The 22,783-nt window shown below is 67.7% G+C and carries 20 protein-coding genes; 9 read left to right on the top strand and 11 right to left on the bottom strand.

What is annotated here, in order from left to right; translation table 11 throughout:
• Window positions 1–13: 13 nt before the first annotated feature.
• From gyrA to dnaA, 7 genes are all read right to left on the bottom strand, one after another.
• Window positions 14–2,605: a DNA gyrase subunit A gene (gene gyrA, locus R2B38_RS20100; protein WP_318017458.1), complete on the bottom strand. Its 2,592-nt coding sequence runs from the start codon at window positions 2,603–2,605 to the stop codon at window positions 14–16.
• Window positions 2,606–2,647: 42 nt separating this feature from the next.
• Window positions 2,648–4,708, bottom strand: a complete 2,061-nt coding sequence (gyrB, locus tag R2B38_RS20095; RefSeq protein WP_318017457.1) for a DNA topoisomerase (ATP-hydrolyzing) subunit B — start codon at window positions 4,706–4,708, stop codon at window positions 2,648–2,650.
• Between the two features lie 353 nt (window positions 4,709–5,061).
• A complete protein-coding gene (locus tag R2B38_RS20090) occupies window positions 5,062–5,610 on the bottom strand; it encodes a DUF721 domain-containing protein (RefSeq protein ID WP_318017456.1) in 549 nt (182 codons plus the stop codon).
• Complete coding sequence (recF, locus tag R2B38_RS20085) at window positions 5,607–6,728, bottom strand: DNA replication/repair protein RecF (RefSeq protein WP_318017455.1); 1,122 nt, start codon at window positions 6,726–6,728, stop codon at window positions 5,607–5,609. Before recF ends, R2B38_RS20090 begins: the two co-directional genes overlap by 4 nt.
• An 87-nt stretch (window positions 6,729–6,815) precedes the next feature.
• Window positions 6,816–7,691, bottom strand: a complete 876-nt coding sequence (gene gnd / locus R2B38_RS20080; protein ID WP_318017454.1) for a phosphogluconate dehydrogenase (NAD(+)-dependent, decarboxylating) — start codon at window positions 7,689–7,691, stop codon at window positions 6,816–6,818.
• A 149-nt stretch (window positions 7,692–7,840) separates the two neighbouring features.
• Window positions 7,841–8,971: a DNA polymerase III subunit beta gene (dnaN, locus tag R2B38_RS20075; protein ID WP_043676006.1), complete on the bottom strand. Its 1,131-nt coding sequence runs from the start codon at window positions 8,969–8,971 to the stop codon at window positions 7,841–7,843.
• A 1,247-nt stretch (window positions 8,972–10,218) separates the two neighbouring features.
• A complete protein-coding gene (gene dnaA / locus R2B38_RS20070) occupies window positions 10,219–12,177 on the bottom strand; it encodes a chromosomal replication initiator protein DnaA (RefSeq protein ID WP_318017453.1) in 1,959 nt (652 codons plus the stop codon).
• 398 nt (window positions 12,178–12,575) lie between these two features.
• Between dnaA and rpmH the strand changes: the two genes are divergently transcribed.
• The 9 genes from rpmH (at window position 12,576) to R2B38_RS20025 (ending at window position 19,495) form a co-directional block, all read left to right on the top strand.
• Window positions 12,576–12,713 carry a 50S ribosomal protein L34 gene (rpmH, locus tag R2B38_RS20065; protein WP_006381191.1) on the top strand — a complete coding sequence of 46 codons (138 nt, stop codon included), beginning with the start codon at window positions 12,576–12,578 and terminating at the stop codon, window positions 12,711–12,713.
• Between the two features lie 21 nt (window positions 12,714–12,734).
• Window positions 12,735–13,106 (top strand): ribonuclease P protein component, encoded by a 372-nt coding sequence (rnpA, locus tag R2B38_RS20060; protein WP_078532680.1) that lies wholly within the window; start codon window positions 12,735–12,737, stop codon window positions 13,104–13,106.
• Complete coding sequence (gene yidD, locus R2B38_RS20055; RefSeq protein ID WP_019073355.1) at window positions 13,103–13,456, top strand: membrane protein insertion efficiency factor YidD; 354 nt, start codon at window positions 13,103–13,105, stop codon at window positions 13,454–13,456. The genes rnpA and yidD overlap by 4 nt, the downstream gene beginning before the upstream one ends.
• 3 nt (window positions 13,457–13,459) lie before the next feature.
• A complete protein-coding gene (gene yidC / locus R2B38_RS20050) occupies window positions 13,460–14,758 on the top strand; it encodes a membrane protein insertase YidC (protein WP_318017452.1) in 1,299 nt (432 codons plus the stop codon).
• A 16-nt stretch (window positions 14,759–14,774) separates the two neighbouring features.
• Entirely contained in the window at window positions 14,775–15,287 is a 513-nt protein-coding gene (locus tag R2B38_RS20045) for a protein jag (RefSeq protein ID WP_019055151.1), read from the top strand.
• Between the two features lie 134 nt (window positions 15,288–15,421).
• Window positions 15,422–16,138, top strand: a complete 717-nt coding sequence (gene rsmG / locus R2B38_RS20040) for a 16S rRNA (guanine(527)-N(7))-methyltransferase RsmG (RefSeq protein WP_318017451.1) — start codon at window positions 15,422–15,424, stop codon at window positions 16,136–16,138.
• Window positions 16,139–16,388: 250 nt separating this feature from the next.
• Entirely contained in the window at window positions 16,389–17,462 is a 1,074-nt protein-coding gene (locus R2B38_RS20035; protein WP_078532690.1) for a ParA family protein, read from the top strand.
• Complete coding sequence (locus tag R2B38_RS20030; RefSeq protein ID WP_318017450.1) at window positions 17,459–18,550, top strand: ParB/RepB/Spo0J family partition protein; 1,092 nt, start codon at window positions 17,459–17,461, stop codon at window positions 18,548–18,550. The genes R2B38_RS20035 and R2B38_RS20030 overlap by 4 nt, the downstream gene beginning before the upstream one ends.
• 327 nt (window positions 18,551–18,877) lie before the next feature.
• Window positions 18,878–19,495, top strand: a complete 618-nt coding sequence (locus R2B38_RS20025) for a GNAT family N-acetyltransferase (protein WP_318017449.1) — start codon at window positions 18,878–18,880, stop codon at window positions 19,493–19,495.
• Window positions 19,496–19,564: 69 nt separating this feature from the next.
• Here R2B38_RS20025 and trxA read toward each other — a convergent pair whose 3' ends face one another.
• The 4 genes from trxA to sigM form a co-directional block, all read right to left on the bottom strand.
• Window positions 19,565–19,900 (bottom strand): thioredoxin, encoded by a 336-nt coding sequence (gene trxA, locus R2B38_RS20020; protein ID WP_033285739.1) that lies wholly within the window; start codon window positions 19,898–19,900, stop codon window positions 19,565–19,567.
• A 42-nt stretch (window positions 19,901–19,942) separates the two neighbouring features.
• Window positions 19,943–20,911 (bottom strand): thioredoxin-disulfide reductase, encoded by a 969-nt coding sequence (trxB, locus tag R2B38_RS20015; protein WP_318017448.1) that lies wholly within the window; start codon window positions 20,909–20,911, stop codon window positions 19,943–19,945.
• Between the two features lie 172 nt (window positions 20,912–21,083).
• Window positions 21,084–22,046: a hypothetical protein gene (locus tag R2B38_RS20010; RefSeq protein ID WP_318017447.1), complete on the bottom strand. Its 963-nt coding sequence runs from the start codon at window positions 22,044–22,046 to the stop codon at window positions 21,084–21,086.
• On the bottom strand, window positions 22,043–22,768 hold the full coding sequence (gene sigM, locus R2B38_RS20005) for an RNA polymerase sigma factor SigM (RefSeq protein ID WP_033285742.1): 726 nt from the start codon (window positions 22,766–22,768) through the stop codon (window positions 22,043–22,045). The genes R2B38_RS20010 and sigM overlap by 4 nt, the downstream gene beginning before the upstream one ends.
• Between the last annotated feature and the right edge of the window lie 15 nt (window positions 22,769–22,783).

The following is a 22,783-nucleotide window of genomic DNA, read 5'->3' as shown; positions in this document are numbered from 1 at the left end:
CTCTCTCCTCGTGCTACTCGTCCGAGGGTGCGTCACCCTCGTCCGTGCCGGTGGTCGCGACACCCTCGGTGGTCTCGTCGACGGCTTCGTCGCCGACGACTTCCTCCGCCTCGGGTCCCGCCTCGGCGTTACGAGCGATACCGACGACGGCATCGCGCTTGCCCAGGTTGATCAGTTGGACGCCCATGGTGTCACGGCCCGTCTCCCTGACCTCGTTGACTCGCGTACGAATCACACCGCCGGACAGCGTGATGGCGAGGATCTCGTCGGTCTCCTCGACCACCAGCGCGCCGACGAGAGAACCGCGGTCCTCGACGATCTTGGCGGCCTTGATACCCAGGCCGCCGCGACCCTGGACGCGGTACTCGTCGACGGCGGTGCGCTTCGCGTACCCGCCGTCTGTGGCAGTGAACACGAACGTACCGGGTCGAACAACATTCATCGAGAGAAGTTGGTCGCCCTCACGGAAACTCATGCCCTTGACACCGGAGGTGGCACGCCCCATGGGGCGCAACGCGTCGTCCGTGGCGGTGAACCGGATCGACTGTGCCTTCTTGCTGATCAGCAGCAGATCGTCCTCGGACGAGACGAGTTCGGCGCCGATCAGTTCGTCGTCGGAACCGTCCTCCGTCTCACGGAGGTTGATCGCGATGACACCGCCGGAGCGGGGCGAATCGTAATCCTTAAGAGGCGTCTTCTTGACCAGACCGCCCTTGGTCGCGAGGACCAGGTAGGGCGCCGCCTCGTAGTCGCGGATCGCGAGGATCTCCGCGATCGCCTCGTCCGGCTGGAAGGCGAGCAGGTTCGCCACGTGCTGCCCACGCGCGTCCCGGCCGGCGTCCGGGAGTTCGTAGGCCTTCGCGCGGTAGACGCGGCCCTTGTTGGTGAAGAACAGCAGCCAGTGGTGGGTCGTCGACACGAAGAAGTGGTCGACGATGTCGTCTTCCTTGAGCTTCGTGCCGCGGACGCCCTTGCCGCCGCGCTTCTGGGAGCGGTAGTCGTCCGCCTTGGTGCGCTTGACGTAGCCGCCGCGCGAGATGGTGACGACGATGTCCTCTTCGGCGATGAGGTCCTCGATGGACATGTCGCCGTCGAAGGGCACCAGCATCGTCTTGCGGTCGTCGCCGAACTTCTCGACGATCGCGGCGAGTTCCTCGCTGACGATGCCGCGCTGGCGGACCGGGGAGGCGAGGATCGCGTTGTACTCGGTGATCTTCGCCTGGAGTTCGTCGTGCTCCTGGATGATCTTCTGGCGCTCCAGGGCGGCCAGTCGGCGGAGCTGCATCTCCAGGATGGCGTTCGCCTGGATCTCGTCGATCGTCAGGAGCTCCATCAGGCCCGTGCGCGCGATCTCGACGGTGTCGCTGCGCCGGATCAGCGCGATGACCTCGTCAATGGCGTCCAGGGCCTTCAGGAGGCCGCGCAGGATGTGCGCCCGCTCCTCGGCCTTGCGCAGCCGGAACTTCGTCCGGCGGACGATGACCTCGATCTGGTGCGCCACCCAGTGCCGGATGAACGCGTCCAGGGAGAGGGTCCTGGGCACACCGTCGACCAGGGCCAGCATGTTGGCGCTGAAGTTCGACTGCAGATCGGTGTGCTTGTAGAGGTTGTTCAGTACGACCTTGGCGACCGCGTCCCTCTTCAGGACGATGACGAGGCGCTGGCCGGTACGGGACGACGTCTCGTCGCGGACGTCCGCGATGCCGCCGACCTTGCCGTCCTTCACCAGGTCGGCGATCTTCTGCGCGAGGTTGTCGGGGTTGGTCTGGTAGGGGAGTTCGGTGACCACCAGGCACTGGCGGTTCTGGATCTCCTCGACCTCGACGACCGCGCGCATGGTGATCGAGCCACGGCCGGTGCGGTACGCCTCCTCGATGCCCTTGCGGCCGACGACGAGCGCGCCGGTCGGGAAGTCGGGGCCCTTGATGCGCTCGATCAGCGCGTCCAGGAGCTCCTCGTGGGAGGCCTCGGGGTTCTCCAGGCACCACTGGGCGCCCGCCGCGACCTCACGGAGGTTGTGCGGCGGGATGTTGGTGGCCATGCCGACCGCGATGCCCGCCGAGCCGTTGATCAGCAGGTTCGGGAAGCGGGCCGGCAGGACGGTCGGCTCCTGGGAGCGGCCGTCGTAGTTGTCCGTGAAGTCGACGGTCTCCTCGTCGATGTCACGGACCATCTCCATGGACAGCGGCGCCAGCTTGCACTCGGTGTAGCGCATGGCGGCGGCGGGGTCGTTGCCCGGGGAGCCGAAGTTGCCGTTCGAGTCCACCAGCGGCATCCGCATCGACCACGGCTGCGCGAGGCGGACCAGCGCGTCGTAGATCGAGGAGTCGCCGTGCGGGTGGTAGTTGCCCATGACGTCGCCGACGACACGGGCGCACTTGTAGAAGCCCTTCTCGGGCCGGTAGCCGCCGTCGTACATGGCGTACAGGACGCGGCGGTGGACGGGCTTGAGGCCGTCACGGACGTCGGGCAGGGCTCGCGACACGATGACGGACATCGCGTAGTCGAGGTACGAGCGCTGCATCTCCGTCTCGAGCCCTACGGGCTCGACGCGCTGGGCGATGACGCCCTCTTCAGGCGTACTGGGAGTGTTCTCGTCGGCCATTGCTGGTGAAGATCCTTCCTGATGCGGTCAGCTGAGACCGACTCAGATGTCGAGGAAGCGGACGTCCTTGGCGTTGCGCTGGATGAACTGGCGGCGCGCCTCGACGTCCTCGCCCATGAGGACCGAGAACAGGTCGTCGGCCTGCGCGGCGTCGTCCAGGGTGACCTGGCCGAGGACGCGGTGCTCCTGGTCCATCGTGGTGATGCGCAGTTCCTCGGCGTTCATCTCGCCGAGCCCCTTGAAGCGCTGGATCGAGTCTTCCTTGATGCGCTTGCCGCTCTGCCGGCCCAGCTCGATCAGGGCGTCGCGCTCGCGGTCCGAGTACGCGTACTCGAAGTCGTCACGGCCCCACTTGATCTTGTAGAGCGGGGGACGCGACAGGAACACGTGCCCGGCCTCGACCAGCGGCCGCATGAAGCGGAACAGGAAGGTCAGCAGCAGGGTGGAGATGTGCTGACCGTCGACGTCGGCGTCCGCCATCAGGATGATCTTGTGATAGCGCAGCCTGGCGATGTCGAAGTCCTCGTGGACTCCGGTGCCGAAGGCGGAGATCAGTGCCTGGATCTCCTGGTTCTGCAGGATCTTGTCGATCCTGGCCTTCTCGACGTTGAGGATCTTTCCCCGGATCGGGAGGATCGCCTGGTACTGCGGGTTCCGGCCGGACTTGGCCGAGCCGCCGGCGGAGTCACCCTCGACGATGAAGATCTCGCACTTGGTGGGGTCGTTCGACTGGCAGTCGGACAGCTTGCCCGGCAGCGAAGCCGTCTCCAGCAGACCCTTGCGACGGGTGAGGTCGCGGGCCTTGCGGGCCGCCACGCGCGCGGTGGCCGCCTGGATGCCCTTGCGGATGATGTCCGAGGCCTCGTTCGGGTTGCGGTCGAGCCAGTCGTTGAGGTGCTCGTAGACCGCCTTCTGTACGAAGGTCTTCGCTTCGGTGTTGCCGAGCTTGGTCTTTGTCTGGCCCTCGAACTGCGGCTCGGCCAGCTTCACCGAGATGATCGCGGTCAGACCCTCGCGGATGTCGTCGCCCGTGAGGTTGTCGTCCTTCTCGCGGAGCAGCTTCTTGTCGCGCGCGTACTTGTTGATCAGCGACGTCAGCGCGGCCCGGAAGCCCTCTTCGTGCGTGCCGCCCTCATGCGTGTGGATGATGTTGGCGAAGGAGTACACGCCCTCGCTGTAACCGCTGTTCCACTGCATCGCGACCTCGAGGGACAGGCTCTTGTCCTTGTCCTCCGCCTCCAGGTCGATGACGGTCGGGTGCACCACGTCCCCCTTGCGGGAGTTGAGGTACGTCACGTAGTCGACGATGCCGCCCTCGTAGTGGTACGTGACGGTCTTGACGTCGTCCTTCTCGTCCGCACCCGCCTCGTCGGCACCGGCCGTGGCCTTCGCCAGCTCGCGCTCGTCAGTGAGTTTGATCGTCAAACCCTTGTTGAGGAACGCCATCTCCTGGAAGCGCCGCGACAGCGTCTCGAAGGAGTACTCGGTGGTCTCGAAGATGTCCGGGTCGGCCCAGAAGGTGACCGAGGTGCCGGTCTCGGCCGTGGCCTCGTGCTGCGCGAGCGGGGCGGTCGGCACGCCCAGCTTGTAGTCCTGCGTCCAGCGGTATCCGTCGGTCCTGACCTCGACGGCGACCTTGCTGGACAGCGCGTTCACCACGGACACGCCCACGCCGTGCAGACCGCCGGAGACCGCGTAACCGCCGCCCCCGAACTTGCCGCCCGCGTGCAGCACCGTCAACACGACCTCGACGGCCGGCTTGCCCTCGGACGGGACGATGCCCACCGGGATGCCTCGGCCGTTGTCGATGACGCGGACGCCGCCGTCGTGAAGGATCGTGACGTCGATCGTGTCCGCGTGCCCGGCCAGCGCCTCGTCGACGGAGTTGTCGACGACTTCCTGCACGAGGTGGTGCAGGCCGCGCTCGCCGGTCGAGCCGATGTACATACCGGGTCGCTTGCGGACCGCGTCCAGACCCTCGAGGACGGTGATGGCGCTGGCGTCGTACGAGGCAGTGACCTCGCCGTTCGAGGTGTGAGCCCCGCCGTTGGCGCCGGCGTCGGTGGACGGGATGTTCTCGTTGGGGTTGCCGGAATCGGCCACGAAGCGCCCTTTCTGGCACAGCACAAGCCAGGCACCCGGCGGTTGGCCGGAGCGGCTGCGGCGTGTTGCGTTGGTAAGCCTTAGTCAGCGTTGCTCGGTGTGTGTCCCACAAGTGGGGCGGGATTGCTTCCAGTCTACCGGTAGCGCCGACATGGATGGGGGTTTGCCGGTACCTGAGTCCTCATGTGCCGCCCTCAACCGGTCTCTCCCGACTCCCCATATGCGGAACGGGGCTCAAAGAGGCTCACGGAGGCACTCAGCGCTTCCGGGTGTCAACCCTTTGCTACTCAAGGGTCAGGTCGGTATTCGCAACCGCGTCCGTTCACCCGCCGGAGCCCACGCTGTGATGTCAGTCACCCATAGGTGTCGCCGGGACCCGTGCTGCCAGGAGCGCGCAGGGGACCGTAGCGGCGGGGCGGCCCACCGGGGCCGTTGACTTTGATCAGGCGCACCGTGCCGTGCCCGAGATCCTCGTTCAGGCGGGCAACCAACTGGGGGGCGCGCAGTCTGATCTCGGTGGCCCAAGCCGTGGAGTCGCACCGGACCATCAGCTCCCGGGCGTCTTCGTCATAGCGCTCCGGCGTGCAGTGCAAGGCGATTGCCTCGCCGACGATCTGCGGCCAGCGGCCCATCACACCGCCCACCGCGGCCGGCGTCTCCCAGCCGCGCTCGTTCAGCAGCCGGTTGATCGCAGCACCGAGGGCCATCGGGTCGCGGCCATCGGCGCGCGCGCCGGAGCGCAGGCCGCCGCGCCGCGCCTGCTTCTTCTGCTGCGCCGCGTCCCCACGCGCGCGTGCCTGTTCCTTCGCGGCGCGCAACGCCACGCGCGCGAGGTCGACGCCGGAGGGCTCGGCGGCCTTCTTGGGCGCGGGTTCCCCGGCCGCGGGCTGATCGGTCGTCATACGCGCTCCACCGCCCCCTCCGCCACGCTGTACCGCGTCCCCGCCAGGACATGCGGTACGTCGTCGTCGACCGCGGCCGTCACCAGCACCTGCTCACCGGACGCCACCAGCTCGGCCAGCCGCTCCCGCCGCCGTGTGTCCAGCTCGGCGAACACGTCGTCAAGGACGAGCACCGGCTCATTGCCCTCACCCCGGAGCAGGTCGTACGACGCGAGCCGCAACGCCAGCGCGTACGACCAGGACTCCCCGTGCGAGGCGTACCCCTTGGCGGGCAACTGACCGAGTTTGAGAACCAAATCGTCCCGATGGGGTCCTACTAGGGTGACGCCCCGCTCGATCTCCTGCTTGCGCGCCTCCGCGATCGCCGCCATCAACTGCTCGTAGAGGTCTTCACGCGTGTGTGCCTCACCGGGCGCCGACGGCTTGTACTCCAGGGCCACCGGGCCGCCCCCGGGGGCGAGTTGCTCGTACGCCTTGTCGGCGAGGGGCTGGACCGCGGCGATCAGATCGAGCCGCTGGGCGAGCAACTCGGCGCCCACGCGCGCAAGATGCTGATCCCACACGTCGAGCGTGGACAGGTCCATCGACCGCCCGCCGTGCCGCCGCGCCAACGCGGCCGACTTCAGCAGGGTGTTGCGCTGCTTGAGCACCCGCTCGTAGTCGGAGCGGACCCCGGCCATGCGCGGCGACCGCGCGGTGATCAGCTCGTCCAGGAACCGCCGCCGCTCCCCGGGATCCCCCTTCACCAGGGCGAGGTCCTCGGGCGCGAACAGCACGGTCCGTACGATGCCCAGCACGTCACGGGGCCTGACCTGCGAGGACCGGTTGATGCGGGCGCGGTTGGCGCGGCCGGGGTTCAGCTCCAGCTCGACCAGCTGCTGCCGTTCGCCCTGTCTGACCTGCGCCCGGATGATCGCGCGCTCGGCACCCATGCGGACGAGGGGGGCGTCGGAGGAGACGCGGTGACTGCCCAGGGTGGCGAGGTAGCCGATCGCCTCGACGAGGTTGGTCTTGCCCTGCCCGTTTGGTCCCACGAACGCGGTGACGCCGGGGTCGAGCGGGACGTCGACCCCGGCGTACGAGCGGAAGTCGGCCAGCGACAGATGCGTGACGTGCATGGTCGTTCGCCGACCTCCCCCAGGTTGTGGATCCACGGGCCGCGGCCTGTGGATCTGCCGATCTGTGGATTACTTCGTCGTTGTGGACTACTTCGTCTCGACCGCGTGGCCGCCGAACTGGTTGCGCAGCGCCGCGATCATCTTCATCTGCGGCGAGTCCTCCTGGCGCGACGCGAACCGCGCGAAGAGGGAGGCCGTGATCGCGGGCAGCGGCACGGCGTTGTCGATGGCCGCCTCGACGGTCCAGCGGCCCTCGCCGGAGTCCTCCGCGTAGCCCTTGAGCTTGTCCAAGTGCTCGTCGCTGTCAAGGGCGTTGACGGCCAGGTCGAGCAGCCAGGAGCGGATGACCGTGCCCTCCTGCCAGGAGCGGAAGACCTCGCGGACGTCCGTCACCGAGTCGACCTTCTCCAGCAGCTCCCAGCCCTCGGCATAGGCCTGCATCATGGCGTACTCGATGCCGTTGTGGACCATCTTCGAGAAGTGGCCCGCGCCGACCTTGCCGGCGTGGACGAAGCCGAACTCGCCCTCGGGCTTGAGCGCGTCGAAGACGGGCTGGACCTTGGCGATGTTCTCGGCGTCGCCGCCGACCATCAGCGCGTAGCCGTTCTGGAGGCCCCACACACCGCCTGAGACACCCGCGTCGACGAAGCCGATGCCCTTGGCGCCCAGCTCCTCGGCGTGCTTCTCGTCGTCCGTCCAGCGGGAGTTGCCGCCGTCCACGACGACGTCGCCGGGCTCCAGGAGATCGGCCAGCTCGTCGACGGTCGCCTGGGTCGGGGCGCCGGCCGGGACCATCACCCACACCACGCGCGGGCCCTTGAGCTTGCCCACAAGTTCTCCCAGGCTGTGGACATCGGCGAGGTCCGGGTTGCGGTCGTATCCGATGACGGTGTGGCCTGCGCGGCGGATGCGCTCGCGCATGTTGCCGCCCATCTTGCCGAGGCCGACGAGACCGAGCTCCATCAGTTGTTCCTTAGGGTGCGACGTGGCATGAAGGCACTTGCGTACCTGTGTCCGAGCCTAAACCCGGACGGTCATGCACACCTGTGGGCATACGCGCTCAGAAGTACCGAGCCGTATGCCCCGACCTGCGGTGTTCGCGTCGGTATGGATCAGCCGCTCAGTCGCACAGGCATGATCAGGTACTTGTAGGCCTCGTCCGCCTCGGCGTCCAGGGCCGGCTTGCCGCTGAGCAGGGCCGGCTTGGTGGAGGTCGTGAAGGAGAGCTGGGCGACCGGGGAGTCGATCGCGCTCAGGCCGTCCAGCAGGAACGTCGGGTTGAAGGCGATCGACACGTCGTCACCCTCGAGGTTCGCGTCGACGCGCTCCACAGCCTGTGCGTCGTCGCTGGAACCGGCCTCCAGGATCAGCACGCCCTGCTCGAAGCTCAGCCGCACCGGGGTGTTGCGCTCGGCGACCAGGGCGACGCGCTTGACGGCCTCCACGAAGGGGGCGGTCTCGATCACGGCGATGGAGTTGAACTCCGTCGGGAACAGCGAGCGGTACTTCGGGAGGTCGCCCTCCAGGAGGCGGGTCGTCGTACGGCGGCCGGCGCCCTCGAAACCGATGAGGCCCTCGCCCGCACCGGAGCCGGACAGCGCCAGGATGACGCTGTCGCCGCTCGTGAGGGCCTTGGCGGTGTCCAGGAGCGTCTTGGCGGGCACCAGGGCGACCGCGGACGCCTCCGGGTCCTCCGGCTTCCACAGGAACTCGCGGACCGCGAAGCGGTAGCGGTCGGTGGACGCCAGCGTCACCGTGTCGCCCTCGATCTCGATGCGCACACCGGTGAGGACGGGCAGCGTGTCGTCACGGCCGGCGGCGATGGCCACCTGGGCGGCCGCCGAGGCGAACACCTCGCCGGGGACGGTGCCGGTCGCACCCGGCATCTGCGGCAGCGCCGGGTACTCCTCCACAGGCAGTGTGTGCAGGGTGAAGCGGGAGGAGCCGCAGACCACCGTCGCCCGTACACCGTCTGTGGAAATCTCCACCGGCCGGTTGGGGAGGGCGCGGCAGATGTCGGCGAGCAGCCGGCCGGAGACGAGGACCGTGCCCTCCTCCTCGACCTCGGCGTCGACCGACACGCGCGCGGAGACCTCGTAGTCGAAGCTGGACAGGCTCAGCTGCCCCTCCTCCGACTTCAGCAGGAGGCCGGCGAGGACCGGCGCCGGCGGACGGGCCGGGAGGCTGCGTGCCGCCCAGGCCACTGCCTCCGCGAGTACGTCGCGTTCCACCCGGATCTTCACTGTTGCCGCCTCCTGCTGTTGCCGGCGCTTCTTGGCCTGCCTGGCTTCGTCATCTGTCTCGGTGTCGTCGGTCCCTGTGAGGGGAAGGACATCGGGGAACAGTCTGACGCACAGCACTGACAGTAGGTGCCCGTCGGGGTCAAGTCGTGACGAGCGGCTGTCGGACGACGAAGAGCAAGTTGTGCACAGGCCCCGCTTCGAAACGGATTCCTAGCTCTCTCTAGTTGCTAGTAGTAGTAGGGGCTGTGGATACCGTGGATAACCCCGTTTTCGCAGGTCAGAGCGGGAATTTTGTCCACCGACCCTGTGGGCGACGGCGGTGGACAACCTCGGGTTTCTGTGGAGAACGGAAAGTTCTGCACACTCCATGCACAGCCGAGGGCCACTTCTCCCCAGCGCCGTCCCCAGCTTTACCCGCCTTTCCCACAGCCCAACCCGGCACCTTCGTGTGACGCCTTTCACTCGACACGGTGAGGTGGCGCGTTGCGTTGCCGAACAGTGGACAGCGGTGTGGAGAAGCTGGAGATCGCTGGGGACAACCGACCCCAGCCTGTGGGTTGTCGGTGGACAACTTGATCCACAGGCTGGGGATCAAGGATCCGTCCACAGCCTGTGGATATCTTTTGTCCACGAATCCACAAGCACCTGACCTGGTCTGATCGTCCCTCACCCGTGGCGCCTGTGGACACGATCTGGACAACTTCACAGTCCCCAGGATGTGGACGGAAGAAAGTCACCGAATCTGTGGAGGACGGCCGTAACCCGGCGGGTATTCGAACAGCGGGGGTTCGGTCCGTGGGTTTGAAACGACGGCGAGCGTCTTCCGGATCGGCTCTGGATGCGCTCCGGGTGCGCTCAGAACGGGCTTCAGATGGCTTCGGGCGGCCTTCGGGCGGGCTTCGGGCGGGCTGAGAATCGGCCGTGGACCGCTGCGGAGGGGCTTCGGAGGGGTTTCAGGGGAGCTCCGGAACCTTCGGGACCCGCTCCGAAGCGGGTCCGGAAACGTCCGTGGATCGTCATCGGACGCCTCTGACACCTCCGCCCGCCTCCTCGGGGATGCCTCTCTCGGCGCGCCCTCCGGTGCCCCGTTTCCATCCCCTCCGCCCTCTTCCGGCGTCCGCCGAAGCGCCTCCCGGCGTCGTCTCGGGGCGCCGTCCCGACCGCCTCCCGGCACGGCGAAAGGCGCCCCGGGAAAGATCCCGGGGCGCCCTCGGTGTCGTAGCTCTGGTGTCGTAACTCCGCGGCTGTCAGCCGTTCTTGATGCGGTTGGTCAGTTCGGTGACCTGGTTGTAGATCGAGCGGCGCTCGGCCATCAGGGCGCGGATCTTGCGGTCGGCGTGCATGACCGTGGTGTGGTCGCGGCCGCCGAACTGCGCGCCGATCTTCGGCAGGGAGAGGTCGGTCAGTTCGCGGCAGACGTACATGGCGATCTGCCGGGCCGTCACCAGCTGGCGGCCGCGCGAACTGCCGCACAGGTCCTCGACCGTGATGCCGAAGTAGTCGGCGGTCGCTCCCATGATCGCCGTGGCGGTGATCTCCGGTGTGGAGTCCTCGCCGCCCGGGATCAGGTCCTTGAGGACGATCTCGGTGAGACCGAGGTCGACGGGCTGCCGGTTGAGCGACGCGAACGCCGTCACCCGGATCAGCGCCCCCTCCAGCTCGCGGATGTTGCGCGAGATGCGGGAGGCGATGAACTCCAGGACCTCCGGCGGGGCGTTGAGCTGCTCCTGCACCGCCTTCTTACGAAGGATGGCGATACGGGTCTCCAGCTCGGGCGGCTGGACGTCGGTGATCAGGCCCCACTCGAAACGGTTCCGCAGCCGGTCCTCCAGCGTGACCAGCTGCTTGGGCGGCCGGTCGCTGGAGAGCACGATCTGCTTGTTCGCGTTGTGGAGCGTGTTGAACGTGTGGAAGAACTCCTCCTGCGTCGACTCCTTGTCCGCGAGGAACTGGATGTCGTCGACAAGAAGGATGTCCATCTCGCGGTACCGCTTGCGGAAGCTGTCGCCCTTGCCGTCGCGGATCGAGTTGATGAACTCGTTGGTGAACTCCTCGGAGCTGACGTACCGCACGCGCGTGCCGGGGTACAGGCTCCGCGCGTAGTGCCCGATCGCGTGCAGCAGGTGCGTCTTGCCGAGCCCCGACTCCCCATAGATGAAAAGGGGGTTGTACGCCTTCGCGGGCGCCTCGGCGACGGCGACCGCGGCCGCGTGCGCGAACCGGTTCGAGGCACCGATGACGAACGTGTCGAAGAGGTACTTCGGGTTCAGGCGCGCGGTCGGTTCGCCCGGGCCGGCCGCCGGCGCGGGCTTCGAGCCCAGCGGTCCCGGACCGCTGCGGTGCACATGACCGGAGTTGGACCCCGAGTGCGAGTCGGACAGATCGCGGCGCGCGTCACGCTGGTTGTACTGCTCCCGGGACTTCTCGTACTCGGCCCGCGACTGTTCGTACTCCGCGCGCTGCTGCTCGTACGACGGACGCTCCATCGGCTGCGGGCGGTACTCCTGCGCCGGCGGCGCGTACTGGTCCTGCTGCGACTGGTACGAGTCCTGGGCCGGGCCGTACTTGTCCTTCGCCGGCGCCCCGTACTGGTCCCGGTCCTGGGACGGCGGACCGTACTGGTCCTGGGAGGGGGGCCCGTACTGATCCTGCGGCGGCGAGGCGTACGGGTCCCGCTCCGGGAAGCCGAGCCGCTGCTGCTGCCAGCCGTAGTCGTCCTGCGACGGACGCGGCCAGGCGCCCGGCTCGGGGCGCTGGTACTCCGACGGGTAGGCGGGGCGGGCGGTGGGCAGCTGGTCGCCGGGGCCGCCCGGGAGCGGCTCGGCGCGGTGACGGCCGTAGCCGCCCTCGTAGGGGTCGCGGCTCTGCTCGGGTTCCTCGTAGCGCCGCTGGGGCTGGGCGGGCGGTGCCGGCGGGCCGGGGGGCTCGCCGGCGGAGTCGTCGACGGTGATCGCGATACGGATCGGCCGGCCGCACTCGCGGCTCAGCGTCTCGCTGACGATCGGGGCGAGGCGGCCTTCGAGCACGCCTTTCGCAAATTCGTTCGGTACGGCGAGCAAGGCGGTGTCGGCGACGAGTGCCAGGGGTTGGCAGCGCCGGATCCAGTGCTCGTCCTTGGTCTCGACACCCTGCCCACGCCCCTCACCGAGAAGTTGCTCCAGCACTCGTGGCCACACTGCGGCAAGATCGGCAGGTACGTCAGCCACAGGGCACGCTCTCTCACGGGTCCCACGAACGTGTGGTTCGCGGACGGGACGGGATGTACATCGGGTGGGGCGCTCGGGAAAAAGGTGTGGGGCGGGGGACAAAGGAACGAATCGGAGTCCAGCCACGGTAGTCAGGGCGACGGGTGCGGTTCAAGTTGTTGTCCCCAGCCTGTGGATAGTGTCTCCTCGTGACCGCTGGTTTGACCGGATGGCGTAGCCCCGCGTACCGTGACCAGGTCGAGTTGTCGATGGCTGCTGCCGCCTGCCTCCGATGGGCACAGATCGCTTCGAGGTGATCGGGAAGCGGTGCACTCGGGCGTTACTGCGAGCTACTCGTGGGCGCACGGTGACAGCCAGGACGGCACCCGCCACCACCGATTTATTTCTGGAGCCCCCTCGTGAGCAAGCGCACCTTCCAGCCGAACAACCGTCGCCGGGCCAAGACCCACGGCTTCCGCCTGCGGATGCGTACCCGTGCCGGTCGCGCGATTCTCGCGAACCGTCGTGGCAAGGGTCGCGCCAGCCTGTCCGCCTGATCCCGATCAGGTCATGACGTCGTGCTGCCTACCGAGCATCGGCTGAGGCGGCGCGAAGACTTCGCGACCGCGGTACGACGGGGTCGCCGGGCCGGCCGCCCGCTTCTCGTCGTCCACTTTCGTAGCGGTGCCACGGACCCGCACGCGCCAGGGGAGAGCGCTCCCCCGACGCGTGCGGGTTTCGTCGTCAGCAAGGCGGTGGGCGGCGCCGTGGTGCGCAACAAGGTGAAGCGCAGACTTCGCCATCTGATGCGCGAGCGAGTCGCCCTGTTTCCCCCCGGTAGCCTGGTAGTCGTACGAGCGCTGCCCGGAGCGGGCGACGCCGACCATGCACAGCTGGCCCAAGACCTGGATGCCGCCGTTCAGCGGCTGCTGGGAGGGGGCGCGCGATGAAGTACCCACTACTGGCGCTGATCAAGCTGTACCAGTGGACGATCAGTCCCTTGCTCGGGCCGGTCTGCAAGTACTACCCGTCGTGCTCCCACTACGGCTACACGGCCATAGACCGGCACGGCGCGATCAAGGGCACAGCGCTCACGGCCTGGCGCATCCTGCGCTGCAATCCGTGGTCGCTCGGCGGTGTGGACCATGTCCCACCGCGCAAGCGTCCGCGGTGGCACGAGATGCTGCGGGGCGCACGGCGCGCAGACAAGGGCGGGACCTCCGCCGCCGAAACGGCCACAGAAGGGCTGAGTCCTTCGAGCCCGGCCGCAGAGACACCGTCCCATGCCCAAGGAGCATGATTAGTGGACACGATTGCCAGTCTTTTCAGCTTCATCACGACACCCGTTTCTTGGGTCATCGTCCAGTTCCACTCGGTGTACGGGAAGGTTTTCGGTCCCGACACGGGCTGGGCCTGGGGCCTGTCCATCGTGTCCCTGGTGATCCTGATCCGCATCTGTCTGATCCCGCTCTTCGTGAAGCAGATCAAGGCGACCCGGGCCATGCAGACCCTGCAGCCCGAGATGAAGAAGATCCAGGAACGCTACAAGAACGACAAGCAGCGTCAGTCCGAAGAGATGATGAAGCTGTACAAGGAGTCGGGTACCAACCCGCTCTCCTCGTGCCTTCCCATCCTGGCGCAGTCCCCGTTCTTCTTCGCCCTGTACCACGTGCTCAACGGCATCGCGACGGGCACGACGATCGGCGTCATCAACGACTCGCTGCTCGCCAGCGCGCGTAAGGCGCACATCTTCGGCGCCCCGCTCGCCGCGAAGTTCACGGACGGCAGCAGCAAGGTCGAGGCGCTCGGCGCCACGCTGACCGACGTCCGGGTCGTCACCGCGGTCATGATCGTGATGATGTCCGCGTCGCAGTTCTACACGCAGCGCCAGCTGATGACGAAGAACGTCGACACCACGGTGAAGACCCCGTTCATGCAGCAGCAGAAGATGCTGATGTACGTCTTCCCGGTCATGTTCGCCATCTTCGGCATCAACTTCCCCGTCGGTGTCCTCGTCTACTGGCTGACCACCAACGTGTGGACCATGGGCCAGCAGATGTACGTCATCCACAACAACCCGACCCCGGGTTCGAAGGCCCAGGCCGCGTACCTGGAGCGCCTCACCAAGCACGTCACGCACCACGAGAAGACCCGCAGCCGGGGCGAGAAGGCCATCGTCAAGGCGATCGTCTCCAAGGGCCGTGACCGCAACGAATTCGAGCGCAAGTTCATCAACAGCCTCACCAAGGTGGGCCTCGTGGCCCAGCCCGACGGCACCGTGGTGAAGGGCGAGAGCACGGCTGTGGAGTCCGAGGACGGTACGCCGACCACGGCCACTCCCAGGCGTCAACAGCCCAAGCGGCAGACCAAGGCCCAGCGCCAGTCCGCCGCCGCGAAGGCGGCCGACGACAGCGCCGAACACGATGCCGACGACGCCGACGAGCCGAAGACCTCGCTGACCAAGTCGGACGAACCCGAGGACGCCAAGCCCGCCACCGCCGCGAAGAAGCCCGCCCCGAAGCCCGCCGGCGGCACCCGCAGCAAGGCCCAGTCCGGACAGCGCAAGGGTCCGCAGCGGCCCAAGTCCCCGTCCAAGAAGTAAAGAAGGAGTCCATCCCGTGACGGAAGGCACCACCTCCGCCGCTGCCGAGGGTGCAGACACCCTGTCCCGCCTGGAGCAGGAGGGCGAGATCGCGGCGGACTACCTCGAGGGTCTGCTGGACATCGCCGATCTCGACGGCGACATCGACATGGATGTCGAGGCCGACCGCGCCGCTGTCTCGATCATCAGCGACAGCAGCGGCCGCGACCTCCAGAAGCTCGTCGGCCGTGACGGTGAGGTGCTGGAAGCACTCCAGGAGCTCACCCGCCTGGCCGTGCACCGGGAGACCGGGGACCGCAGCCGGCTGATGCTGGACATCGCGGGCTACCGCGCCAAGAAGCGCACCGAGCTCTCCGAGCTGGGCGCCAAGGCCGCGGCCGACGTGAAGAACACCGGCGAGCCGGTGAAGCTGAACCCGATGACCCCGTTCGAGCGCAAGGTCGTGCACGACGCGGTCAAGGCCGCGGGACTGCGCAGCGAGTCGGAGGGCGAGGAGCCGCAGCGCTTCGTCGTCGTGCTTCCCGCCTGATCGGTCCCCGCGTTTACCGGCCCCGTCTGTTAAGCAGACGGGGCCGAACTTTGTCAGCCTGATAGTCCTGTAGTTCTGGTGGTCCTGGTGGTCAGCGCCCAATGCGCTTTTGCGGTACGGAAGGACGGTCCCCCGTGACGGAGGCAGCGGAGCTTCCCCCCGCGCCCGAGCAGGCGCGCGAGGTGTTCGGCGATCGCTTCGAGGATGCGGTCCGGTACGCCGAGCTGCTCGCCGACGCGGGTGTGCAGCGCGGCCTGATCGGCCCACGTGAGGTGCCCCGCCTGTGGGAGCGGCATCTGCTGAACTGCGCGGTCCTCTCGGAGGTCGTGCCGGACGGAGTGACGGTCTGCGATGTCGGCTCCGGCGCCGGCCTCCCGGGCATTCCCCTGGCCCTGGTCCGCGAGGACATCAAGATCACCCTCCTCGAACCGCTCCTCCGCCGTACGACCTTCCTCACCGAGGTCGTCGAACTCCTCGGCCTCGACCACGTCACCGTCGTGCGTGGGCGTGCCGAGGAGGTCATGGGCACACTGCAGCCGGTCCACGTAGTGACGGCCCGGGCGGTGGCTCCGCTGGAGCGACTGGCCACCTGGGGCATCCCGCTGCTGCGTCCCTACGGCGAGATGCTCGCCCTCAAGGGGGACACGGCCGAGGAGGAGCTCAAGAGTGCGGCGACCGTGCTCAGCAAGCTCGGAGCGGTGGAGACGTCCATCCTGCATGTCGGCGAAGGCATCGTCGATCCGCTGTCCACGGTGGTGCGTGTCGAGGTTGGAGAGAGCCCCGGCGGGGTTCGTTTCGCGGCCAAGCGGGCCAAGGCGGCTCGTACGGGGCGTGCCCGTCGGCGTCGTTGAGACTTACTCCACACAAGCTGCCAAAACTACGCATGCCGGAGTGTCGCCGACAGTTCGGCCTCGGCGGCTGTGCATCGTGTTTCACGTGAAACGTCGCTCACTGCTGCACGGCATCATCGGCCGCACCCGCGCTGCGGCCGAACCCCGCGACCGGAAGCCTCTCGGATCACTCGGAGAGGGCACGGAGTTGTCCACAGAGGTGGAATTCTCCACAGAACAACAGGCCTCACTGGTTCACGACCCTGAAGACATGGGAGGCTCTGTTCATTGCGAGCCTGAAGTCGAGGAGAGTGAATCCTTGCGGTCCGACGCCAACATCGCGGGACCGATGACCGATCCGGTCCCCGGTCCCCGTACCGAGTCGATGGGGGAGGATGTTTCACGTGAAACACCGCCCCCTATGGACGACACTCCCATCGGTCGTGCTGCCCAACTGGCGGTGGAAGCCCTAGGCCGTGCGGGCGAGGGTCTGCCACGTCCTGAGCAGACCCGCATCATGGTCGTCGCCAACCAGAAGGGCGGGGTGGGCAAGACGACGACGACCGTCAATCTTGCCGCTTCGCTGGCACTGCACGGCGCCCGTGTTCTGGTGGTCGACCTCGACCCACAGGGCAACGCGTCCACGGCACTGGGGATCGACCACCACGCGGAAGTCCCTTCCATCTATGACGTGTTGGTCGACAGCCGGCCTCTCTCCGAGGTCGTGCAGCCGGTCCCCGATGTCGAGGGTCTCTTTTGTGCTCCCGCCACGATCGATCTCGCCGGTGCGGAGATCGAGCTGGTGTCCCTGGTGGCGCGAGAGAGCAGACTGCAGCGGGCGATCCAGGCCTACGAGCAGCCGCTGGACTACATCCTCATCGACTGTCCGCCCTCGCTCGGCCTTCTGACGGTCAACGCGTTGGTCGCCGGCGCGGAGGTCCTCATCCCGATCCAGTGCGAGTACTACGCGCTGGAAGGCCTCGGACAGTTGCTGCGCAACGTCGACCTGGTTCGGGGACACCTCAACCCCAACCTGCATGTGTCGACCATCCTGCTCACCATGTATGACGGCCGGACGCGTCTCGCGTCCCAGGTCGCGGACGAGGTGCGCAGTCACTTCGGCGACGAGGTGCTGCGGACGAGCATTCCCCGCTCGGTCCGTATCTCCGAGGCGCCGAGTTATGGGCAGACGGTACTGACTTACGATCCCGGATCGAGCGGTGCCCTCTCCTACTTTGAGGCAGCAAGGGAAATCGCGCTGAAGGGTGTGGGCGTCAGCTACGACGCACCGCATGCGCACATCGGCGCTCAGAGCGACCAGAGCATGGTGGAGGGCATCCAGTGAGCGAGCGACGGAGGGGTTTGGGCCGTGGGCTCGGCGCACTGATCCCCGCAGCCCCGACCGGGGAGAAGACGGTGGCTCCGGCCGCCATGGGTTCCGCGTCCCCGACGGCTGTTCCGGTCATCACCGGCGACCGGGGAGTGGCCGCGGCGAAGGTCACCACGCTGCCGCCGGTTTCCTACGACATGGAGGAGCCGTCGTCGAACGGCGCCGTGGAGACGTTCGCGCCTCCCATCGGTGCCCACTTCGCCGAGCTGCCCCTCGACTCCATCACGCCGAACTCGCGTCAGCCGCGTGAGGTCTTCGACGAGGACGCGCTGCAAGAGCTCGTCACCTCCATCAAGGAGGTCGGTCTCCTCCAGCCCGTCGTCGTACGGCAGATCGGCCCGACGAGCTACGAGCTCATCATGGGCGAGCGGCGTTGGCGGGCGTGCCGTGAGGCGGGCCTGGAGGCGATCCCGGCGATCGTGCGGGCCACGGACGACGAGAAACTTCTCCTGGACGCGCTCCTGGAGAACCTGCACCGCGCCCAGCTGAACCCGCTCGAAGAGGCGGCTGCGTACGACCAGTTGCTCAAGGACTTCAACTGCACGCACGACCAGCTGGCGGACCGCATCGGGCGTTCGCGTCCCCAGGTCTCCAACACCCTGCGGCTGCTGAAGCTCTCGCCGTCGGTCCAGCGCCGTGTCGCCGCCGGAGTCCTCTCCGCCGGTCACGCCCGGGCGCTGCTCTCCGTGGACGACTCGGAGGAGCAGGACCGGCTGGCCCACCGGATCGTGGCCGAGGGGCTCTCGGTGCGAGCCGTCGAGGAGATCGTGACCCTGATGGGTTCGCGGCCCCAGACGGCTCAGCGCTCCAAGGGGCCGCGGGCCGGCGCCCTGGTCTCCCCGGCGCTGTCCGATCTCGCCACGCGTCTCTCTGATCGCTTCGAGACCCGGGTGAAGGTCGACCTGGGCCAGAAGAAGGGGAAGATCACTGTCGAGTTCGCCTCGATGGAGGACCTTGAGCGGATCCTCGGTTCGCTGGCTCCGGGTGAGGGGCCGGTCCTGCAGCGGAGTCTGCTGGACGATGACACGGAGGACGAGGCCTGAGCCGTCCCGCCGACGGTGGGGATTCTGTCTGTCCGACCAGCAGAGCGGGCCGTGTCCGGTGTGTACCGGAACGCGGCCCGCTCTTTGCTTTCTGTCGGTATCGATGCAATCGCATCATCGATACGATGCGTTTGGGTATGGCGCATCCACCTGGCAGCACCTCTTAGGGGAGGCGGGGGCCATGCGAACGGTGAGCCGCACCGGACTGGTGAGCGCGGGTCTGGGCCTGGGGGCGGTCGGCGGGTTCGTCGGCAGCCTGCTCAGGGAACGCAGCGCTCTGACAGCCGCCCGTGACGCTGCGGGCGAAGGAAGCGAGGATCAGCCTTCATGGGGCGTCGGCTCGTACCGCTCACGCTGGACAACCTCCCGGACATTCCCAACCGTTGTCAGTCGTGCGTCTTCTGGGAGCTGGACCCCGTCAGCGGGCAAGCCGCGGTAAAGGCGGGCACGGCGGCCCTGGAGAAGGAAGCCTGGATCTCCTCCGTCCTCCTGGACTGGGGCTCCTGCGGGCGCGTCGTCTACGTCGATGACGTGCCGGTGGGCTTCGTTCTCTACGCGCCCCCTGCCTATGTCCCCCGCTCGACGGCGTTCCCCACGAGCCCCGTCTCACCGGACGCCGTGCAGCTGATGACGTCGTTCATCATGCCGGGCTACCAGGGTCAGGGGCTGGGACGGGTCATGGTGCAGACGGTGGCCAAGGATCTGCTGCGGCGGGGCTTCAAGGCGATCGAGGCCTTCGGTGATGCCCGCGCGAAAGAGGCCGCCTGCGTCCTGCCCGCCGATCATCTGCTCGCCGTGGGCTTCAAGACGGTCCGTCAGCATCCCACCTATCCACGGCTGAGGCTGGAGCTGCGTACGACGCTCTCCTGGAAGGAAGACGTGGAGATGGCGCTCGACCGGTTGCTGGGAGCCGTACAGAAGGAACCAGCGCTTCGACCGCTCTAAAGCGAAGGGGCCGACTCCGGAGAGTCGGCCCCTTCATGTTTCACGTGAAACACGGTTTCACGTGAAACATCACTTCGCGGCGATGAACTCGTCGAGGTCGCGAAGGATCGCGGCCTTCGGCTTGGCGCCGACGATGGTCTTGGCGACCTCGCCACCCTGGTAGACGTTCAGGGTCGGGATGGACATGACGCCGTACCGGGCGGCCGTAGCCGGGTTCTCGTCGATGTTGAGCTTGACGATCTCGATCTGGTCGCCGTGTTCGGCGGCGATGGCTTCGAGGGACGGAGCGATCTGGCGGCACGGACCGCACCAGGAAGCCCAGAAGTCCACCAGGACGGGCTTGTCGCTCTTGAGGACGTCCTCGTCGAAGGAATCGTCGGTCACATTCTTCAGAGTGCCGGCCACGGCGGGCTCCTTAACTTGATCGTGCGGTGGGGAGGATGGGGGTCAGACGGTGGTCTTCGCGGGCTCCGCCTGCTCCTTGTCCGCGAGGGCGGCAAGGAAGTGCTCGGTGTCCAGAGCGGCGGAGCACCCGGTACCGGCAGCGGTGATCGCCTGGCGGTAGGTGTGGTCGACGACGTCACCGGCGCCGAAGACACCTGTCAGGTTGGTGCGGGTCGAGGGCGCCTCGACCTTCAGGTAGCCCTCCCCGTCCAGGTCGAGCTGGCCCTTGAAGAGCTCCGTGCGGGGGTCGTGGCCGATCGCGATGAACAGGCCCGTCACCGCCAGGTCCGAGAGTTCCCCGGTCTTCAGGTTGCGCAGCTTGAGGCCGGCGAGCTTGGGGTCGCCCTCGATCTCGGCGACCTCGCTGTCCCAGACGAACTTGATCTTCGGGTCGGCGAAGGCGCGCTCCTGCATCGCCTTGGAGGCGCGCAGACTGTCCCGGCGGTGGACGATCGTCACGGACTTGGCGAAGCGGGAGAGGAAGGTCGCCTCCTCCATCGCCGTGTCGCCACCGCCGATGACGGCGATGTCCTGGTCCTTGAAGAAGAACCCGTCACAGGTGGCACACCAGGAGACACCTCGGCCGGACAGCGCGTCCTCGTTCGGCAGGCCCAGCTTGCGGTGCTGAGAGCCGGTGGTGACGATGACGGCCTTCGCCCGGTGCACGGTGCCCGAGGTGTCCGTGACGGTCTTGATCTCACCGGTCAGGTCGACGGAGACCACGTCGTCCGGGATCAGCTCGGCGCCGAAGCGCTCGGCCTGGGCGCGCATGTTGTCCATGAGCTCGGGGCCCATGATGCCGTCCTGGAAGCCCGGGAAGTTCTCGACATCGGTGGTGTTCATCAGCGCGCCACCAGCGGTGACGGCACCTTCGAACACCAGCGGCTTCAGCGACGCGCGCGCGGTGTAGAGCGCCGCCGTGTAGCCGGCGGGCCCGGAGCCGATGATGATCACGTTTCGGACGTCGCTCACGGCTTGGTTCCTCGTCTCTGGACTGCGTCAGTACGACCGGCGGGAGCCCCCTGTCAGAGCCTCCACACCACCCAACGGATCCTACGGGGCCAGCATTCCCGCTGTGTCCGGGCACACGGAGACAGCACGCGGCAGGGAATCGCCACAGCGGATGGAGCGGAGACGTCCGGAGTCAGGAATGCGGGAACGACCGCGTCAGAAGGACCTTGCCAGGAGTGGATGTCTGGCGGCTCACGCAGGCCGCGTCGACGACGTAGGCCGTGACGCGGCTGTTGTCGGTAGCGTCGGGGAGCACCACGAGATAGGCGGCAGTCCCGTTGTAGGTGCCTTTCTTGAACGCGAGGACATCGGTGTTGCCACGGTCGACGCCCTGCCGGATGCAGTCCGGGATGGAGCCGGACGGTTCGATCAGGGTTTTGGGAGTCTTGGTGGAAGACTCCGCGCCGCCGGGGTCGGACGCGACGTTCCAGGGCTTCTGACTGTTGGTGCCCTGACTCGTGGACGACTTGGTGGAGAGGAGACCCGAGACCTCGCTCTCCAGCTTCCCCTTGGAGAAGGTGTCCGCGGAGCTGGTCGCGTTCCCCTGAGCCGTGTCGGACGACGTGTGGTCGCCCAGCGACTGGATGAACAGAGAGCCGGCTCCCAGCACGGCCGCGGTGAATACGGCTCCCAGGACGATCCGTCCGCGACGTCCGCCGCGAGTGCGCTCCTTGCGTTCCTTGCGTCCGGGACCGGTCGCCGCGTGTCCGTGTCCTGACGGGCGGTCCGCCGTCAGCGATGTTTCACGTGAAACATGCGCCTCGGTGTGCTCGCTGTCCTCGTCCGATGCGGCTCGGGACGCGCTCACCAACGTCGGGGCGGCCAGGGACTCGGGGGCAGTGGAGCCCAGCAGCGCCTCCGCCGCGAGGGCTGCGTCGATACGACCCGCGACCTCGGCGGGCATGCGCGGCGGGCCGGGCATGCTGCCCAGCAGACCCCGGATCTCCTCCAGCGAGTCGTGGACATCCGCACAGAGTTCGCACTCGTCCAGATGCCGTCGTACCTCGGCTCCCCTGGACGGCGGGAGAAGGCCCTCGGTGAGGTCGGAGATCTCCGCGACGTCCGGGTGCCCGGCCGTGTCTGTCGTGGATGTCACGCTCGCCCACCTCCGCCCTTCACAGCAGCTGAATCGCTCGGCCCTGCATCCTTGGGACCTCCGTCGCGAGGTCCCGCTGCCGGTGGGACGGATGTCCCCTGCGCCCGGTTCCGTCCAGCGCCCGGTTCCTTGCCGTCACCGGCTCTTTCCGGCCGTAGATGGGTGAGCAGCGGCAGCAGTCTGGCTCTTCCGCGGGCGCAGCGGCTCTTCACCGTGCCGGTCGGCACATCGAGCATGCGGGCGGCCTCCGCGACGGGGTAGCCCTGCATGTCCACGAGGACGAGGGCGGCGCGCTGGTCGGGCGGGAGGGTGCCCAGGGCTTCCAGCAGTTGGCGGTGCAGGTCGTTGCGCTCCGCGGGAGCCGAGGCCGACTCGTGCGGTTCCAGGAGCTGTTCCAGGCGCTCGGTGTCGTCGACCGGGGATGTCTTCCTGGAGGCCGCCTTGCGGGCGCGGTCCAGACAGGCGTTCACCGTGATGCGGTGCAGCCAGGTCGTGACGGCCGACTGGCCGCGGAAGGTGTGGGCGGCCCGGTAGGCGGAGACGAGGGCGTCCTGGACGGCGTCAGCGGCCTCCTCGCGGTCTCCCAGCGTGCGCAGGGCCACGGCCCAGAGCCGGTCTCGGTGCCGCCGTACGAGCTCACCGAAGGCGTCCGGGTCGCCTTCGACATGGCGGGCGAGCAGATCCTGATCGCTCGTTCCGTCGTATCCGGCGCCTTCCGCCATCGGACCCCCTCCCCC

The organism is Streptomyces sp. N50 (assembly GCF_033335955.1).
GTDB lineage: Bacteria > Actinomycetota > Actinomycetes > Streptomycetales > Streptomycetaceae > Streptomyces.
This window is presented reverse-complemented; position numbering and strand designations above follow the sequence as displayed.